At 33.8% G+C, this 17,535-nt stretch carries 22 protein-coding genes; all 22 read right to left on the bottom strand.

Features of this window, described 5'->3' with window-relative positions; translation table 11 throughout:
* Window positions 1-10: 10 nt before the first annotated feature.
* Window positions 11-421, bottom strand: coding sequence for a hypothetical protein (locus tag T473_RS18785; RefSeq protein ID WP_024622155.1), 411 nt, complete (start codon window positions 419-421; stop codon window positions 11-13).
* Entirely contained in the window at window positions 421-969 is a 549-nt protein-coding gene (locus tag T473_RS0112205; RefSeq protein ID WP_024622154.1) for a putative phage tail protein, read from the bottom strand. Before T473_RS0112205 ends, T473_RS18785 begins: the two co-directional genes overlap by 1 nt.
* A complete protein-coding gene (locus T473_RS0112200) occupies window positions 962-2,023 on the bottom strand; it encodes a baseplate J/gp47 family protein (RefSeq protein WP_024622153.1) in 1,062 nt (353 codons plus the stop codon). Before T473_RS0112200 ends, T473_RS0112205 begins: the two co-directional genes overlap by 8 nt.
* A complete protein-coding gene (locus T473_RS0112195) occupies window positions 2,024-2,437 on the bottom strand; it encodes a DUF2634 domain-containing protein (RefSeq protein WP_242825934.1) in 414 nt (137 codons plus the stop codon).
* Between the two features lie 4 nt (window positions 2,438-2,441).
* The gene (locus T473_RS0112190) at window positions 2,442-2,702 is read right to left on the bottom strand and encodes a DUF2577 domain-containing protein (protein WP_024622151.1); all 261 of its coding nucleotides are present in this window, start codon (window positions 2,700-2,702) and stop codon (window positions 2,442-2,444) included.
* An 11-nt stretch (window positions 2,703-2,713) separates the two neighbouring features.
* The gene (locus T473_RS17840; RefSeq protein ID WP_024622150.1) at window positions 2,714-4,606 is read right to left on the bottom strand and encodes an XkdQ/YqbQ family protein; all 1,893 of its coding nucleotides are present in this window, start codon (window positions 4,604-4,606) and stop codon (window positions 2,714-2,716) included.
* Window positions 4,599-5,297, bottom strand: a complete 699-nt coding sequence (locus tag T473_RS0112180; RefSeq protein ID WP_024622149.1) for a LysM peptidoglycan-binding domain-containing protein — start codon at window positions 5,295-5,297, stop codon at window positions 4,599-4,601. The genes T473_RS17840 and T473_RS0112180 overlap by 8 nt, the downstream gene beginning before the upstream one ends.
* Window positions 5,298-5,310: 13 nt before the next feature.
* The gene (locus tag T473_RS0112175; RefSeq protein ID WP_024622148.1) at window positions 5,311-7,599 is read right to left on the bottom strand and encodes a tape measure protein; all 2,289 of its coding nucleotides are present in this window, start codon (window positions 7,597-7,599) and stop codon (window positions 5,311-5,313) included.
* A gap of 74 nt (window positions 7,600-7,673) precedes the next feature.
* Window positions 7,674-8,621, bottom strand: a complete 948-nt coding sequence (locus tag T473_RS0112170) for an SHOCT domain-containing protein (RefSeq protein WP_024622147.1) — start codon at window positions 8,619-8,621, stop codon at window positions 7,674-7,676.
* A gap of 259 nt (window positions 8,622-8,880) precedes the next feature.
* On the bottom strand, window positions 8,881-9,309 hold the full coding sequence (locus tag T473_RS0112165) for a phage tail assembly chaperone (RefSeq protein WP_024622146.1): 429 nt from the start codon (window positions 9,307-9,309) through the stop codon (window positions 8,881-8,883).
* Between the two features lie 91 nt (window positions 9,310-9,400).
* Entirely contained in the window at window positions 9,401-9,868 is a 468-nt protein-coding gene (locus T473_RS0112160; protein WP_024622145.1) for a phage tail tube protein, read from the bottom strand.
* Window positions 9,869-9,883: 15 nt separating this feature from the next.
* Window positions 9,884-11,188, bottom strand: a complete 1,305-nt coding sequence (locus T473_RS0112155) for a phage tail sheath family protein (protein ID WP_024622144.1) — start codon at window positions 11,186-11,188, stop codon at window positions 9,884-9,886.
* Window positions 11,188-11,382, bottom strand: a complete 195-nt coding sequence (locus T473_RS18780) for a hypothetical protein (protein ID WP_024622143.1) — start codon at window positions 11,380-11,382, stop codon at window positions 11,188-11,190. The genes T473_RS0112155 and T473_RS18780 overlap by 1 nt, the downstream gene beginning before the upstream one ends.
* Window positions 11,383-11,386: 4 nt before the next feature.
* A complete protein-coding gene (locus T473_RS0112145) occupies window positions 11,387-11,812 on the bottom strand; it encodes a phage tail terminator family protein (RefSeq protein ID WP_024622142.1) in 426 nt (141 codons plus the stop codon).
* On the bottom strand, window positions 11,809-12,276 hold the full coding sequence (locus tag T473_RS0112140; RefSeq protein ID WP_024622141.1) for an HK97 gp10 family phage protein: 468 nt from the start codon (window positions 12,274-12,276) through the stop codon (window positions 11,809-11,811). Before T473_RS0112140 ends, T473_RS0112145 begins: the two co-directional genes overlap by 4 nt.
* Window positions 12,277-12,278: 2 nt before the next feature.
* Window positions 12,279-12,647: a hypothetical protein gene (locus tag T473_RS0112135; RefSeq protein WP_029791758.1), complete on the bottom strand. Its 369-nt coding sequence runs from the start codon at window positions 12,645-12,647 to the stop codon at window positions 12,279-12,281.
* A 1-nt stretch (window position 12,648) separates the two neighbouring features.
* Window positions 12,649-13,029, bottom strand: a complete 381-nt coding sequence (locus T473_RS17355) for a hypothetical protein (protein WP_024622139.1) — start codon at window positions 13,027-13,029, stop codon at window positions 12,649-12,651.
* Window positions 13,030-13,039: 10 nt separating this feature from the next.
* Entirely contained in the window at window positions 13,040-13,300 is a 261-nt protein-coding gene (locus T473_RS0112125; protein WP_024622138.1) for a hypothetical protein, read from the bottom strand.
* An 11-nt stretch (window positions 13,301-13,311) separates the two neighbouring features.
* Complete coding sequence (locus T473_RS0112120) at window positions 13,312-14,265, bottom strand: major capsid protein (protein WP_024622137.1); 954 nt, start codon at window positions 14,263-14,265, stop codon at window positions 13,312-13,314.
* A gap of 15 nt (window positions 14,266-14,280) precedes the next feature.
* Complete coding sequence (locus T473_RS0112115; RefSeq protein WP_024622136.1) at window positions 14,281-14,874, bottom strand: phage scaffolding protein; 594 nt, start codon at window positions 14,872-14,874, stop codon at window positions 14,281-14,283.
* Window positions 14,875-15,001: 127 nt separating this feature from the next.
* Window positions 15,002-16,057: a minor capsid protein gene (locus tag T473_RS0112110; protein WP_029791756.1), complete on the bottom strand. Its 1,056-nt coding sequence runs from the start codon at window positions 16,055-16,057 to the stop codon at window positions 15,002-15,004.
* Window positions 16,047-17,531, bottom strand: a complete 1,485-nt coding sequence (locus T473_RS0112105; RefSeq protein WP_024622135.1) for a phage portal protein — start codon at window positions 17,529-17,531, stop codon at window positions 16,047-16,049. The genes T473_RS0112110 and T473_RS0112105 overlap by 11 nt, the downstream gene beginning before the upstream one ends.
* Between the last annotated feature and the right edge of the window lie 4 nt (window positions 17,532-17,535).

Here is a 17,535-nt window from a genome sequence, read left to right as displayed (position 1 = left end):
TAATCACCCCCTACAGCTTAGATTCTATACTGTTAAGAGCGTTTATAGCCCTTAATCTCTGTCCGTTAACTTCTGTCGCTAACTCTTGCAATGCTCCCTCTACATTCGGACTTGCAAAATTGTTCTCTGTATCTTTAATAGTAGTATTCTCTGCTGTAAGTTTTAAATTATTAATATCTTTCATTTCATGCGTATGCTCTACAGTTGCAAATGCTGTAGAGTCTTTACCGTCTAGTAAATCTGCATCTAGTCCGCTTCCTGAACCATCTACAGTCTTTAACTTCTCAAGCACATCAGCAGGATCTGTTTCGAAATTCTCAAACGCTTTATCAATTAAATCTGAATTAATATTAAATACTTCTACGCTATAAAATTCTCCATTTTCTGGTTTCTGTAATTTAATTTTATCTGTAAACTTCACTACTTCATCACTTCCTCTCTTAGTTGATAGTGCGTAAATTTACTTAGTTCTTCATGTGTATACTTGCTAAGCATTTCATGGGTATTATAGATTAGCTCAACATACTGCATCATGTTTGCAGGTATCATTTTAGATAATACCTTTCGAATTTCTTCAACTTGATGCTTTGCTGTAAGTTCTACTTTTATAGTAATTTTATATTCATTATTTTTAAGATCTATCTTATAACCATTTTTACCGCATAAAGCGTTTAATCTAGATTGTAATGTCCTCATTGTGTATGGCAAATCATCAAATAATCTATTGCTTATTCTAAACTTCCTATCTTCAAGTGTTTCAGTACCTTTCGGAGTTATATTAAGCATACTTTCCCATCTTTTCACACCATCAACAGTCATATCTTGTAAAAACTGATCGTTAAATCCGTCTTCTATTCTATTCCAAAACTCTTTAAGTTTAATATTTTCAACCTTAGCGATCTCATTTAACTCTCTAAATTCCTTCCTATCCGGCGGAATATATCTATTTATATTTACTTCTCTATTCAACTATCTCACCTACCGTACCGAAAGCAACAATACTATTATCTGAAACTATATAATTCTTCTCTAACCCATTTATTTTAGTTCCCTCAATATCAATTAATCCTTCAATATTCAATACTCTAGTCTCTATTTGTGATATACGAACAACGATACTGTTCAAATCTTCCCAGCCTTGGTTTAGTTCTGACAAATAATCTTTGAGCACTTCTGTAACTGCAGGTTTGACATCTTCCCAGCTCCAATCAGATTGGTATGTTAGTTTAGTCTCTACGTTTATACTATCTTCGATAGCTCCCTCTACAGTCACGATATGACCTATAGGGGCTATCCCTTTGCCTGCTCCTTGTTGTCCAATTGGATCAAGTTCGTTTTGTACATATTCTACTAATGAACTTTCTGGAACTTCCGAGAATCTGTTTGTAAATACTATTTTTACAGTTCCGCCACCATTCCACACTGGAAATACTTTAACCCCTCCAACATCTTGAATTGCTCTTACACGCTCCTTGTAATCTGATACATTTCCACCAAAGGCTTGAGAATTTAAACTATTGAAGTATCTCCCTCTTAGCGCTTCGGTTTCTTCTTCGTCTTCTCCATGTAAAAGTATTTCTGTTAATTCTGCAGTTTGTAATCCGTCTAAGTAATCGATTGGGATTAATTCGCCTGATACATTTCCAATATCACCAGATTGTTCGCATTGTAATTTATATGTATTATCTTCTATCTTTTCAGTAACAAAGAAATTAAGATCATCTAAAGAGAAACGCCATCTCAAGGGTACATCCATATCAAATACACCTTTACCAATTGCATAAGTAGCAGGAAGCGGCTCTATACCTCTTTCTTTACATCTTTTAATTAATGAAAATCTGCTTGCAGTATCTGCAAATGTCTCGTCTAGAATTAAATTTAGCTCTACATAAGCATTCGCTAATTCCATAGCTGCAGGGGCTAAAGCATCATAGATTATACTACCCTCTCTTTTGTCTATATCTTGAGGTACATTAGAAAGCATACTATCTAAAATACTTTCAAATGTTTTTTCTTCAAACATTTATGTCGCCACCTCCTTGTCTATATCTAAACTTCCGTATTTTGTATGAACTACAAACTTAACATGTATAATTCCTTTTTTTCTTTCAAACTCAAAGCTATCAACTTTTTCTATCCTATCATCTTGCATTAATGCTTCTGAAATTCTGCGTTCTATTGTAGGAATAGCTAAGGAAATAGGCATACCTATAATGTCTCTAAACTCTATTCCATAGTTCCAACTATAAATTGCATTCTCATATCTCTCAGTATTAAGAATCTTATATATAGTCAACTTTAAAGCTTCTAGATCATCAGTTTTACCTTGTATCTTATTGTTTTCTAGATTTAATTTGTATGTTTTAGTAGAGTATTTTTTGAATGTAAAGTCCGGTATTTCCTCAAATGGGTCTTCTATATATCCGTTATCTGCCAAGTTATCACATCCTATCTATAACTATATATTTCTGCCCACCTTGCATTTTAATAAGTAAAACTTTATCGCTAATTTTATAATCTATTTTCTTAGATGTTTCAGTTAACATTAAAAATGTAGATGTAAGGTTTAGTTTTGAATCAATTTGAATATTTAAAGGTGATTTTTTTGTTACTAAACCAAAAACGCAACCCATTGGCTGCGCTTCATTAACTGCTTCTATTGCTGCTTTTTTTAATGCTTGTACTAGCTTATCTGCCGCCATGCTATCACCGCCTATATAAATCTTCGTGCTTTAAAAAACTGTTTATTGTAATACGAGTTAGACAAAGGAGTTTTTTTAACAACGTCTCCAGTTTGTGGAGCGTGTATAAATATATTGTCCCCTATATACATTCCAACGTGATGTACTCCGCTTTGCTTACCATTACTTGAAAAAGCTATAATATCTCCTACCTGCATATCTTTTCTAGCAACTTCTCTACCTGCTTGTGCTTGATCTTTTGACACTCTCGGAATGTTTTTATTAAGTGCTTGCTTATATACATATTGCATAAGTCCTGAACAATCGAAAGTTTTGGAGCCTGTTGCACCCCATCTATACGGTTTACCTAAGTGTTTATTAATTTCAGCAAGTAGTTTATTTTGTTTTTCTGTTAAGCCTGAAGAACTCCCTGTATTAGTTGTAAATCCAGTTCCATTACTTATTAATAACGTTCCATTACGTCTGCCCCAATTGTTCATCCATTTTCTATTAGGGGCTACTATATCGCAAATATATCTTCCGTTTTTCTTTACAAGTGCTGATCCTGTATCGACTATAGTGTAAATCATACCGTCTCTGTCAGTGCCTGTATCCCCAATCTGGCACTTAACATCTTTTATAGTTGCCTTAGTAAATCCAAGGTCTTTCCAAAGCTGCTTTGGTATAGCAATTTTTATCTCGCCTGGTTTTAATTTTCTACCGTACATATCGGTATCGCCGCCTTCAATACCGCCATCTCCTGGATGATATGCGGTAAATTGAGCTTGTACTTTTGTGCCATTTAGTGCTTTTTCACCAACACCAGCACTATTATTATCTTGATTCTTATTACTTCTTTTCTCTGCATCTGCTCCACTGCCAGTTGCTACCAAACCACTAACGAACTCTCCACCAACTAGCTGCATATCCATTGTATGTCTTCCACCTTGAATTGTATGTTTAACATTATCTATCATCATATAATTTTTAAGTGTTAAATCTCCTAGATCCATATGTATTGGTATTAAGCACCCAGCACGAACTCTAATATCCCCCAATGCATCCTTAATAGTTAGTGTCTTTGTTTTCTGGTTAAATAGTTTTAGCAATGTCTCTGCTTTCTCTTTTGCATTAACTGCTTCGCCTACAGATTCATAATATTGCAATACTCCCCAGCTTCCAATATGTCCGCTGTCTTTAACTATATAAACATCTCTTTTCCCTGTTTCCTCATTATCTCTAGTTAACTTTATTTTGTTATATGTTTGGCTATCTATAGAGCTGTTGTAATCGAAATCCTCAGCTGTCTCATTATCTAATAGTAGATCCAGCTTCATGTTATTTATACTTTTTAATGTTATTTGTCCTACATCATCATACAAGACAAACATTTCCTTTTTGTTTTTAAGTGTTTCATCGAGTGCATTGTATATCATATCTAAATATGTTTTGTTATCTTCTATTCTTGATGGTATTTTATACTTTGTATCTACTATAGTACCGCAATTTCTTTCAAGGTCGTTCGCTATCATCTTTATTAGCTCAGAAGCAGTTTTATTTTCATACACAATAGTATCTTTGCTTTTAAAATATCTAAGCATATCATAGGCAGTTACTTTAATATGTTGCTCTTTGTCTCTTTTCTTTTGGAATATACGACCATACCAAATCAATTTATCACCCAAAAACAATCTAACTGAGTTACCTTCACAAAAGTCGAGTTCTTTATCTTTAACAACTGTGAACGTTAATTTGGAAGGTGATCCCTTTCTCTCCATTTCCCAAGTTATAGTATCAACTGTTATAGGCTCATAGTAATTTTCAAACTTTGCTATAAAGATACGGAATTTAGGGTTAATTTTATTTTCGAGTGCTTCATTTAATTTATTTGCAGAATTGATTGTATCGGTTAATATATTACTCAAGTCTTAACACCTGCCCTGCATAAATTGTATACTTCTTACTCTCTTTTTCTTTTTTATTTTTAGCGTCCATCAACGCTTTGTTTAGTTCGTATATTTTCGGATATAAACTTCCATTACCTAGTTGTTTTTTACAAATATCATACAGGCTATCTCCACCCTTAACTGTATACGTTTTACCCTTTGGCTTATTCTCTCCATCTGGTCGTGGTTTGTTTACTTCAACTTCGTTATTATTATTATTCGCTGTTGGTTTATATACCTTAGTTCCATATTCTCTGTAGTGCTTCATTTTAACTGTAACTGTAATGTCATCGCCGTCATTTGCATCTTCAATAATCGGGTAATCTTCTAAAGATACTTTATAATCTGTATAAAAATAAGCCTTACCAGTCGATGTATTTACTCTTGATACTACAAACTGAAAAGGCTTCTTACTGTTCTTTAATCTTTCGAATAAATCTAAATAATACTTAGCTTCTACAAATACTCCATTAGGATATTTTGCGAATGGATACTTTCGTATAGGTATATTAAAATCTACGTCAATTTCTGTAAGTCCTGCGTCTTTAAGTATATTTATCTCACTTCCATTTATTAAATCAACGGTCTTGTTTTTATTCTTTATTGACATTGTAAGTTTAGAGGGAGCAATAGGCATCAATACTCCATCTAAATAAAAATCGTATGCCATATTAATTTCCCTCCTATAAATGTAACCCTTCTGCTGCAACTGCCATACGTTCCTCGACTACTGTTCCTAGATGATCTACTATACCGTCTAAATCAAGCTCGGAATTAATACTATTATGGTTAGTCATTTCAATTTTAAGTTCAACAGAAGTCATTTTTGTTATTGCCTCTTGCTCTGCAACATCTCTAAGATATTTTAAATCTTCCTCACTAGCTGTCATAGATTTAGCCATCTTTGCTGTGTTGGCTGCAGTGTCTCTTTGAGGTTTATTCCCAGCGTTAAGTGGGTTGTTAAGATCAGTGCCAGTGCCTAAACCATTCATCGGATTGTATTTCGGGTCGAATAAATCGCCTAATCCAAGTTTGTCTCTAGCATCTGCACCCATTTTATTAATATCAAACATACCCTTTACGCTATTCTCTAATTTAGTTCCGAATTTATTTCCAGCGTTAAATGCCTTTCCATATTCAAATCTAGGAATTTTATATTTAGCAGCATCAAATCGTTCTACTTTAAATGTTTGCTCACCTAACTTATCATCAGCGAAATTTTGAAGTTTGTTTTGAAAATTGCTTATACCCCCAGCAAGATTGCTGCCAGTTAATGTGTCAAAGGCACTAGCAATTGATTTAATAATATCTAGAACCACATTCCCCATATTTACAAAAAGTCGAATAATAGAGCCAATAGGATCGTTAAATACATTCCCAAAAAACTCAGCAACAGATGCCATAGCATTCCACATCGCACCAACAACACCGATTATTGTATTTAGAACAGCTATAAAGATATTAGCAATAAATGCCCCCATTGCAAAGAATGCACCTGCCACAATGCCTGTCGCACTTATACTTGTTCCTGCAAAGTGATTCACAGCTGCTACTGCAGTGTATATAATTGTTATTAATACAATAATAGCTACAATTATAAAACCAATTGGATTAGCCATCATTGTTGCATTTAATTGTGCAAATGAGCCTGTCAATGCTTCTGTTGCAACTACATATAGCCACGTAACGATGGTTGTATTTGTAAAAACATTCCACAAATTTAAAGCAATAATCCCCAAAGATTGGATCCAATTTATAAACATTTGTATATTTAGAACTGCAAATGCTGTAGCTAAGCCAAATATTATTGGAGATATCATGCTCCAATTTTCCATAAATACATCAACTACTTTAAATGCGACTATTAGTACAAAACCTATTGCTTGTGCAATAATAGTAAATGCCGTTAACATTGTAGTTGCAAACTGCTGAAAACCAGCACTATCAAAAATACTTAGAAAACTACTTGCGACATTATATACGGAATTTCCTATCACATACATAGCATCTACAAAATCTTGAGCAAATATTTTTAAATGATCGCTAGTAAAGGTCTTTTGTATCTTCTTATGAATTTCTCCGAAGATCATAAATGAGTGATTTTTTACTGATGTAAATAATTGAGCAAATGTATAAGGCATCTTAGCAAACTGTGCGTCAGTTTCTTTTGCCGATGCTAGAAGTGCATTTTTAACAATGTCGGCGGATAACATGCCCTCACTAGCCATAGCACGAATTTTACCTATTGGAACATCCATATAATCAGCTATACTTTGAATTACATTTGGCGCTGATTCAAATACTGCATTTAATTCTTCTCCACGCAATACGCCAGATCCAAGCCCTTGAGTAAGTTGTAGTAATGCAGAATTCATTTCTTCAGTCGAGGCACCAGCAATCATAAACTTTTTATTTAGCTGTTCAGCAAAGACAACCATTTCTCTAGTACTTCCGAAAGCATCTTTAGCATTCATACCAATACGAGATACTATTTTTGCAGTACCAGCGTAAGAGCTTCGAGATCTTTCTGCACTTTGAAAAATCATTTTATTTAACTGGTCGTTAGTTTGCAATCCATCATTTATCATACTTAATCTAGCGTTGGTATTGGTCATTGTATCTGAAAGATTCATGATACTTCCGACACCTCTTATCATTGCATATATACCAAATAGTTGCTTTGCTTTACCTAAGATACCATCAAATGCACTGCTACCATTTCTAACTGAATTATTAAAATTATTTTGGCTATTATTCGCTCTAGTTATCTCTTGTTCAACTTGTCTTATTTGAACTTCGGCGTTATTTAATTCAGTTCTAGCAGAATGTAAATTATTTAAATTTATTGCATTGTTTGATGTTCTTTGCATTTCTTCAAGTGAGCTAATCAATATATTCATTGAATTAGTAATACCTCTAATAGCAGGAGTCATCATATCATTTAGTCTAAGCGCTGTTTGAATTGTAGCCATATCCTACCTCCTTTCTTAAAAAATTGCATAATAAAAGCACCTACAATGCTGTAAGTGCTTTAAAATACTTTGTATTAAATTTCTAATAATTCTTTTTTCTTGGTAATAAATTCATCTTCAGTTATAATGCCATCATCAAATAAAGCCTTATATTCTCTTATTTGATCAGTAGTAGAATGTTTATTTATTTCCAAGGACGATTCCTCCTTGTCTTCACCTTTGTTGTTTTGCAATACAGCCAAAGTAGACAATATTTCCTGTGCTTTCTCATACATTTCTTTATATTTACTTGAATTGGTTTTTATCTTTTTCTTATTTAATAATTCAATATATACGGTTGGATTTTGAAAATCATTTAAAGTTAATTTTATTTTAAAATTCTCAATCTCTGATCTAGATTTCTTCTTGCCTGTAACTCCTCCAACGATGGCTCCTACCCCTCCTAAGAGAACTCCTCCAACAGCTGCCCTTCCTAGACCTCCTGAAGTAACTGTGATTCCATCTTCCAATAGTTCGTATTCTATTATGTCATCGCAATTATAAACTTTTTGAATTTTATTCCTAGAACTAATTGCTGGAATCAATCTAAATTGTTTTCTTATTTGATCAAATTCTACATAATTACCAATTCTCTTTGTTACCTTAAAATTATCATTTAAAACTATCGACTTATCTAAATTTTCTTTGTAGCTTAACAGTTCATTTTTTGTGATTTTTCTAATTCTTAGTACAAAGTCTGGCATATCTTTATATTCATTGAAACACTCTTTGCATATTCTTCCATCACTTATAGAAAATTTACTTGGAGTATTTCCACATACACAACAAGGTTCTTTGCTCTGATTTTTAATTCTAGCCCTTCTTTTGCTATTCATAATCACAATTCCACTAATTGTGATTAATAGTATAGTTCCTGTCATAACTTCAGGATCAACTTTCCCATTTTCAATACTGCCCAGTAATCCAAAAGCACAAAATATTAGAATAATAATAAAAATTATATTCCCTTTATTCATTTTCATAATAATAAACCCTCCATAATAATATTCTAATACCAATATTATACAATAACTGAGGGAAAAATATTGTCGAATTATCGTTTTTTACTTCTTCTAGCTTTGATTTTCTTATTTTCCTTTTCTTCACTTTCAGTTTTGATTTGTATAGAAGCAACTACAAATGCTTTTTCGAATACATCTAAACTCATAAGTTCATGCGGAAATTTTTTAAGTTTATGAAGGCAATAATGAGCATAATTAGAATCAAAATCGCCTCCATTGATTAGTTTTTTGCTTCTTCAACTTTTTCTTCGAATGACATATCATATCCATTTAGCTCTGTTATCTTTTTAGATAGCTCTGTATATTCTCCTGGAGTTAGCATTTCTTTTAACAAGTCTGTTGCACACATCACCCCAAAAGAATCTTGAACTACCTTATCATTAAGATTTGGGTAAATTATACTTTTTGCACACATCTCAGCTACATATTTTGTTTGATCTGTCTCTGCCATAAACTGTCCTTTTTTACCAGGTACTGGAACTCGTTTAGTGCATGACTTTATGATATCATCATCCTCTTTGCTTGTTATTGCCCTTAACTCCCATTTTTCGGGTTTTTCTTCTTTATCTAATATTCTCTTTGATGCCACGTATTTAATATTTTCTACCTCAATTATATTCTGTTTTAAAAACGCTGTTAAATCACTCATATTATTATTCTCCATTCTATTTTTATTATTTAATTGCATAAAAAAAGCACCCTAAAAATTACGGTGTCTTTGCATATATTTGTATTCTTTTTTATCCTAATTCCGGAGATTTAAATTGCTCCGGCATTTCCCAATCGTTAAATGTAAAGTCTACATCTTCATCGAGATACTCTTCGTCTGCATCAAACTTAACAAGTATTCCGCCATCAAGGTTGCAATCTTTAAGTATTACAGTTTGTCTGCCTATTCTTGCTGTTGGGTCTTCATTTGTAACCTGTATATCAAAGTATATATCTTCGCCCGTCTCTTTATATCTATACAACAATGTTCTTAAGATGGAAGTATTATAGTGCATTGTTGCTGATCCTGTCCCTTTCCATCCTGTTGTTTTGTTGTCTTTACCTGTCTTGCCTAGTATTGGTATTTCTGATTTCATTTTCTCGACTTCCGCTTCTAAGTTTATCATATGACCAAAGTTATATCTATTGCCTTCTATAGTAACAAAGCACTCCGCCAACGAAGCTGATACCGCATCTCTACCGTCCATTAGTGTCGCCATTTTATCACTCCTTTATTAGTTTATAACTACACTCATATACAATTTTGTCATTGCATTCATAGGTGTAATTTCATCATTTATAACAATTGATTTCTTATCGTCACCTTTTGCTACTGTTACATTGTCCGACTTAAAGTTTTCTATTGCTTGCATCTTCTCAAGCTCTTTATGATGTTTAACTATGTCATTCCAAAAGCTCACTCTACCACTATCATTATTAGGCATTTTACCTAAATACTGAGTATTAAATATACTAGCTATATCTATTGCAATTTGGTCTATAACCCTTATAGTCTGATTACTTCCAAAATCCTCGCCTTTGCCACTGATAAAGGATTTAAATGTATTAATATCTTCAAGTGTATATACATCTCCATTTGAGTTGTGCATCATAAATTTACCTTCATACAGGGCGTCGGATAATTGAGTCTGAGTGTAATTTACATCCACTGTAAACTCACCATCATATTTTTTATTAGTGTTAGACTTGTTAATAGGGCAACCCGCAGATATACCTGTGACCCAGTAAACAAGTGAAGATTCTATATCCCCTGTGACCTTATTCTCAACAGATATTACACCTTCATAGTCAGCGTCACTTCGTTTGTATACTACTGTTTGGAATTTAGCACCTATTTCGTCTCGCATTCTCTTTGTATATACAATAAACAGATCCTGAATTGACTTGTCCGTTGAAGTACATCCTAAAGTATTAAATGAATAAGACTCAATCTTATCTAAAAACTCCTGATATCCTGTACCAGTAACACTGTCACCACTTGTACCACCAGTTAAAGGCATCCCAGCAGTTAACTCCAATGTTGCAGAAGTGATCCAATTAACAAAGTTATTGCTTACTAATTCACTTGTATTGGCAACTATTTGTTCATCTGCTTTCACATTGTCTACTAACGTTCTTACATCAAATTTTGTTTCGTCATCTACATTAGTAGCAATTACAATCTTTATGTCATTACCTCTAACACCGCTATACTTTGCAGTAGCTATTGTATTTTTAGCCTTTTCGCCTTTGTTTAGCCTATATAAATAAGCTGTCTTTACATTCTTGAATAAATCCCTAAGACCTTTTAAACTCTCATGATCCATGTTGTATCCAAATATATTAAAGGCTTCTTTCTGCAATGTCTCTGTCTTAACTTCAAATACTTCGCCTTCAACACCCCAGTCTAAAAACACCGGTATTGCTGCAATCCCTCTGTCAGACAACATTGAAGGATTACGACTTGCACTTATGAAGTTTATATATGATCCTGGTAACTTTTTATCTTGCTTGATAAATGTTCCACCGCCTAAGCTCATTAAATCACCTTCTTTTTCTCAAATTTGTTTATTAGTTCGTCGGTTTCACCAAAAGAATAAAGCTTATCAGCTTCTAAGAGTGCATTTAATATATCTCGCCTGTTAGAATACTTCTTGGCGTTAACCAATTGCTCTTTAGTGAAATTTGCAATAACTGCAGTTTCTTTTTTCTCAAGCTCTGCTTTTTTAGCCACACTATCACTCCTTTATATTTTGATATATCTCTAAGGCTTCCATGTTCTCGTATTGCTCTATCTTTCTTACAATCACATTGTAGTTAACAATGAAATGTAATTTATCATCTACCGTTTCAGCGTGCATTCCAATCCCTTGTTTTAAGTCTCCATTAAGTAATTCGATTACCTCTAGCCCCTCAAATAAATCCTCTGTAACGCTATTTATCTCGCTGTTTGTATCATTGCTTTCAGGAAAATACATAACATCAAATAAATACTCTCTAAGGCTTTGTTTATTAGGATACTGCGTTTTACTAGGATCTAATGACTTAATAAAAAAGCAAGGCTCTTTAAAGCCCTGCTCTACTGTTTCAGTGTATATATTGTAATCATCACCAAACAATTCATTTAACCTTATCGAAATACCATCTATCAATCTATTTATCATTCAAAGCACTTCCTTAAATATTCAATAAGTTTCTTTTCTAATAATTTAGGCGCTTGAGCTTCTATCTCATTCTCAGATATTGTTAACATAAATCTACCCTCAACCCAACCTTTGCCACCACGTTTTCTGTGTCCGAAATTAACATAACTCGCATATTCAGTTGGGTTAATTATAGTTATCTCATACATATTGCCCCTTCTAACTACTGGCAAGGCATATGCGAAAGCTTTAGCGTTCATTCCAGTTCCATGTGTCCACCCTCGCCTTAAAGTTCCACCTACTTTACCACTAGAAGCAGGATATTGACCCACCGGTGTACGTCTAATAACCTTGCCTAACAATCTAGCAGTAAGCTCTCTTGAACATTCTCTACAAAACGCTTCAATATCTTGGCTTTGCAACCTCTTTAAGTTATCATTAACCCTTTTCAACTGTTTAAAATCAGCACTTCCCCATTTAGCCATAGTTAACTCCACTTCTCAAATAGCTCTAAAACTATTTCTTGGTGATTATGTCTTATAGCTGGTTGCCCACTATTTTTAAACGCTAAGCCTTTGTTATCTCTAGTTACAACTATTTTAGATCCTGCTTTTATAACTATATCCGGATTTATAGATAACTTTGCAGCTTGACCAATCTTTCCTACACCATCATCAATTGTAGTAGATGTAACAGTTTTGAAAGATAACTTGCAGGGTATATTTTCGTGAACTATATCCCACTTATGCTTAGTTTGCTTCGTTACTGGATCTTTGTAAGGCAAGTACTCATATATATTACAAGTATCAAAGTATATCTTTTCGATAGATTTTCTTGCCTTGCTGATATCTACCATTTCAACCTCCTGAAACTAGCAAATTCTCCTTTGCCACAATCCATAAGATTTTTAAGTAGTTTATCAAACGTTGTTCAGGTGTTTGTCCTGCTTCTACTGCATATGTAACAGTAGTATCGCCGTCTTGTATCTGCTTTTCTATTAGTTCAAAATCATATTCTGTAAGTTGCCCAGACTGTTTCTTTGCAAATAAAAATTCCCCACAGATCCTATCAATTTCAACTTGATATAGTCCGTCAGGAATTTCAGTTATACTACATTCATTCTTTATTTTATTTTCTACTTTATCTTTTGCAAATTTTATTGTAAGGCTATCTGTATCAATTAATTTATATCCAAGGAACTTAAGCCTATTTTTTATATCTTCCATTATGCTAGACATGAATAATCACCTACTCTTTATCTTTGCCTTTGTTTTTTCCTTTTGGCTTGTCCTCAACCTCAACATTTGGCTCAGGCTCGTTTTCTTTCTCTAGTTCTTTATCTTGCTCTGCTTCTTGAACTTTTTCTTCTTCAGGTTCTTCAATCTCATATCCATGAGCTTTAAACCATTTCAATAATTCTTTATCCTCTGTTTCCCCAATACCGTTAACGAATCCTATACTCGCAGATACCCCACTATATTGTTTATTTGGCGCAAGTATTTTAGCCATATAATCACCCCTTATTTAACTTTAATATTTCTCATTACACCGGCTGCCTTTGTTGCCTTTAATGCTACTGCTGCAACCATTTCGACCTCACCTGTTTTTACTGCTCCAGAAGTTTTATAATCAGGCAGCCATGTGTTAACCGGTGCTTGTCCTGCCATTGATATAGCGTGGAAACCATCTAGACCAAGTCTAGCTACATATATAGATGTCTCTCCTGTTTCTGCATCTGTTTTAACTACATCCTCATTTGATCCGGATTTAGCTCCAAAATTTACTAGAGGTATATTGCCGTATGATTCAATTTGTTGCCCTATATCATTTTTAGTCACTTGATACATTCCTGCTCTTCTTGCGCATGCTCTTATCTTGGCTATTAATTTAGTGTTTCCACCTATGAAAGATGGCGCTCCGTCTAATCCCATTAAGAACTCATCTAATTCATCTAAAAACGTTGTGTAATTAGCTGTTACAGCACTTGAAGTGGATAAATCTATTACCCCAGGCTTATATTCTGTTGAGCTTCCTGCTAATGCTTTTTCTAATCCATCAAAAGCATTTGCATCTACTGCACTATCACCATTTATTACAGTGTCATTAAATAGAGCTGAAGCAGCTTTTATCTTTTGAGTCATTTGCAAATCTACTTCGCTTATAATCCCACCCATATTAGCTATTATTCTATCTATTTGGAATGATCCCCCAAATACTTTCAAATCAGTTGTATATCTTTTTTTATTAACTTCCGATGGTGAATACTCTTTGTTTACCTCTCTAAAACCTGCTGTGGGTTGAGTTATTAATCTTGTGTAACCGTATGTTAATGTAGCCCCTCCGCCTGTTGGAGATACGCAATCATCAAAAGTTAGGCTGTTAAATAAAAAATTCGATTTTCTAAATTCGTCTATAACTCCCATTTGTAAATCATCTTGTACGTTTTTTTGTGCTTCCAATAATGTTACTGCCATTAAATATCATCCTCTCTATTCGTTATTATTTCCTTCTAATCTTGCCTTAATTGCCTCTGTTAGTGTTAAAGGTCTATCAGGATCTTGATTTCCTGTTCTGCTCTCAGCAGGATTAAATCCCTTAAAGTTAGCTTTGTCTTGTTTTGTGTCCATATCAAACATAAACTTACTATTTTCATCTTCTCTAAGCTGCTTTAATTGGTCTTCCAAGCCGATTACATTGTCACCATCAAGCTTTATATTGTCCACGTTTAATAAAGCCTTAACAGCCTTTGTATTTCTCGCCTTTGATGTTATTAAGCTATTCTCAATTGCATTATCTAACTTTATTTGAGTCATCTCAAACTCATGTTTTTCTTTGTTAGCTGTATTCTCTTGCTGTAAATTTTCTATTTGTTGTTTTAAATCGTCTACATTTCCAGCGTTCTTTAATGTTTCTAACTGTTTATCCCTTTCAGCTATATCTGTTTCTAACTGTTTCTTTGACGCATTTATCTCGTCAAATCTATTCTTAGGTATAAAACTCTTTAGCTCATTTAAAGAAGCTTCTTCGACCTTCTTAGCATCTTCCTCGCTTAATCCAAGCTCTATAAGTTCTTTCTTAGTCATTCTTTTTTACCACCTTTCAAAAACATTTGTTATCACAGTTCAGTCTGCGTATATTTGTCTTTGTAGTTTTCGTCCAAAATACCAAAATGACGAATTGTTGCATAAAAATAGCACCCTATAGGCGCCTCTATTTAACGCATAATTTAAACCAATCATTGTAACTCAAATTACCATCTACATAATAAGTCTTGCCGTCTTTCCCTCTTGCTGCTCTCATAGTCATTAAGTCCTCTATCCAAGGAGCTGTGGTAGTCCTACAGAAGTTATGGAATGGCGGAGCTGTTACCCAAATCTTGTACTCGGATAATGGAAATATCATCTTATCCATTCCTTGGCATTTCTCACTAGTCTTAAAGTCTAAAGTTGCAATTATTTCGTACTTTTCTACTCCGAGATCATCGAAACAATCTCTACGACTCACAGATGAAAAGAAAGCGGATTCAGTCATTATCAAGTTGCCAGCGTTTCTCTTTGGTACATCAAACTTACTAGCTAATTCACTAATAAGCTTCTTAGGGTCTTTTCCTTGGACAATACTGTTAGTAAAATCTTTTTCAAGAAAGTATAATAATTCCCCTCTGTACTTGCCCCATATTCTACGACTAAAGTCTAATCCATCTGCTGTCCAAGGTTTACTCAACACTTTGCTTACTTTGTTAACGTCTAAGGCAGCTATCTGTGTAGCAACTCCTAACCCCTTAGCCATTTCGTAAGCAGTATGATAATAGTTATTTACATAAGCATCTCTCATCAGTGTATTAGCATCATAATACTGCTCTGAAAACAATACTTCAATTTGATTCTGTATCTGCAATTTAAGTGCATCTAGTCTTGTTATATGTGCTTTAGCTGAAGCATTCTCAAGCTCCCTAATCCACTTTTGATTGACCTTATTTTCTTTACCATACTTGATATATTCTTTTACATCCCATTGAAGTTCTTTGAGTTCTTTAGTATTAAGTAATAACTTAGCTTCGTCATAACTTATCTCATTATTTACTGCAAATCTCATGTACCAGTTAGATATTTGTTTTTCAATATCTTTCATAGCTCTCATGTACTGTTGTTCAGCTTTGTACTTATGAGCTTTTGACTTCTTGTGCTGGACTTCTTCGAGATAAGTGAATCGGTCAGCCCAGTACTCTCTACTTCTTTTTTTGACTTTAACTTTCTTATTCTGCACCTACACCACCGCCAAGCGATTCATCTGGTAAGCCTTCTGCCATATATTCCTCAATAGCCTTTTGCTTTTCAGCTTCTATTCTTTCAAGCTCCTTAGCTACATCTTTTACCCATGGATGCTCTGCCGTTATACTTTCAGAAGATAATATGCCAACTGATTTCTGACAGTTTTCAATTGACTCAGTTTCATTAATAAGTATGTCTCTATTGAATATGATATTTACTTCTTCATTGAAAAAATCATATTCACCAGTATTAGCTAGGTGAACATTAATAAACCATAATAGATCTTCAAAGCTCGCTTGAAACTCTGTTTCCATTCCGTTAGCATCTAAGTCTATATCCGAGTACATGCTCTGTATATTCATTTGATTAGGGTTATTCTGCATTCTGTCACTCTTTGCATCATATCCACGACCATTCTCTACAATAGCTTTCTTGAATATATCTAAAATAACTTTGTAGTTCTCTGAGTTAACATTAATTTCTAGTGTTTTTAAGTCCCCTACAGCACCATCTACAGTCTTAACCTTAACAGCTCCATAGGTTGCTAGATTTTTTCTAAACTCACCTAGATTTTGACCGTCATAATTCTGTAGTACTAAAATTGTATTTCTAGAATCCTCTTGCATATTGTTTTCAAAATCAGATAACATTACATTAATTCCATCTTGAAGTGATTTAACTCGCTTGATAAGTGGTGTCTCATTGTTATTATATTTAAATGCAATGAGCGGAACCTTTTCCCAGTTAACCTCTTGCAATTTCCCGTTTTCTTCTATAGTAAGATGTGATGAATGGGGATTTTCATAATCGGAAATTAGGCAGTTATTCCTTAAAATATATCTTTCTACACCATCTGTTGAGTAAACCTCAACCTTTTCAACTGTTTGTTTTCTATTCCCTTCAAATATATCTGTTTCATAAAGTCTAATTGCAAAGTCTAGCTCCGTATGTTCGGAGTCTTTCCAGAAAGGAAGAATCTCTCTAGCTTCAAACCGTTTAAAACTTAACTCTCCGTTGTCATTATAATAAGGATGTAGCCAACCTAAACCACCATTTAAGGAGTCCTCAGCTAGATTCTTAAACATCCTTAAAAACTTCTTGTTAAATACATCCTTTAGTAACTTCGTATATCCTTCACTATTAGTCTCATAAGTAAATGGCTTGCCAAATAAATAATTAACCTTTTGATCTACAAGCTTACTATATTGATTGTCCATGACCTTGTTATTAGGCAAATTGTCAACCTCTGTTAATTGTCCACCTTCACCTATTACAGTTCTTTTCCTCTTTAAGATATCGTGCATATCGTCGTAATATTCTTCTCCGATAATTTGCATCTTACGAGTGTTTGAACGCTTCCATTGATTTATTTCAAATTCCAAGAACTTTATATTACTTGGTGACTGTTCTTGTGGTTTGTTTAGTACACTATTCAGCTTCGCAACCCCCTTTCTAATAAATCTAAACACTGTA

Origin of the sequence: Clostridioides mangenotii TR, assembly GCF_000498755.1 — a bacterium.
Classification (GTDB): Bacteria; Bacillota; Clostridia; order Peptostreptococcales; family Peptostreptococcaceae; genus Metaclostridioides; species Metaclostridioides mangenotii_A.
This window is presented reverse-complemented; position numbering and strand designations above follow the sequence as displayed.